Here is a 488-nt window from a genome sequence, read left to right on the forward strand (position 1 = left end):
TATGAGCCGGATCGGGCAACGGTTTTGGATCGTGACTATCTGGCTTCGATCCCTCCTGAGTGTGCGGCTAGTTCGTATGTGATTTATGCCGACACGTGTTTGTTGTCGGATGAGGAGCTGCGCTCTCTGAATATCACGTTCAAGAAGATCCCTCGGGATATCACCCGTCTCTAAGGAGTGTTGGTTATGGAGTTGAAGAAGTATCAAAACCGGGTGATCGCCGATCTAGAGGATTACCTCACGCAGCTTAACGAGCAGCCTACGCTGAGCGATGCTTTTAAGATGTTTTGGGAGTCTCGCCAGATTGAGGTTGGCACCCCGCAGATGCCGGGCTACCAGAATGTGATCGATGGTGTTCCGCACGTGTGTTACAAGGTTCCAACTGGTGGTGGGAAGACGTTCTTGGCTTGTGCGTCGGTGAAGCCGATATTTGAGGCTTTGCCGCCGACGCGGAAACAGGCTGTGGTGTGGCTGGTGCCGTCGGATTC

1 pseudogene is annotated in these 488 nt (G+C 53.3%); it reads left to right on the top strand.

From position 1 onward, the window contains the following. Positions 1 to 186 precede the first annotated feature (186 nt). A pseudogene (locus HMPREF2975_RS07590) lies at positions 187 to 488 on the top strand (restriction endonuclease); the annotation flags it as partial.

This window comes from Actinomyces sp. HMSC065F12 (genome assembly GCF_001814535.1).
GTDB lineage: Bacteria > Actinomycetota > Actinomycetes > Actinomycetales > Actinomycetaceae > Pauljensenia > Pauljensenia radingae_A.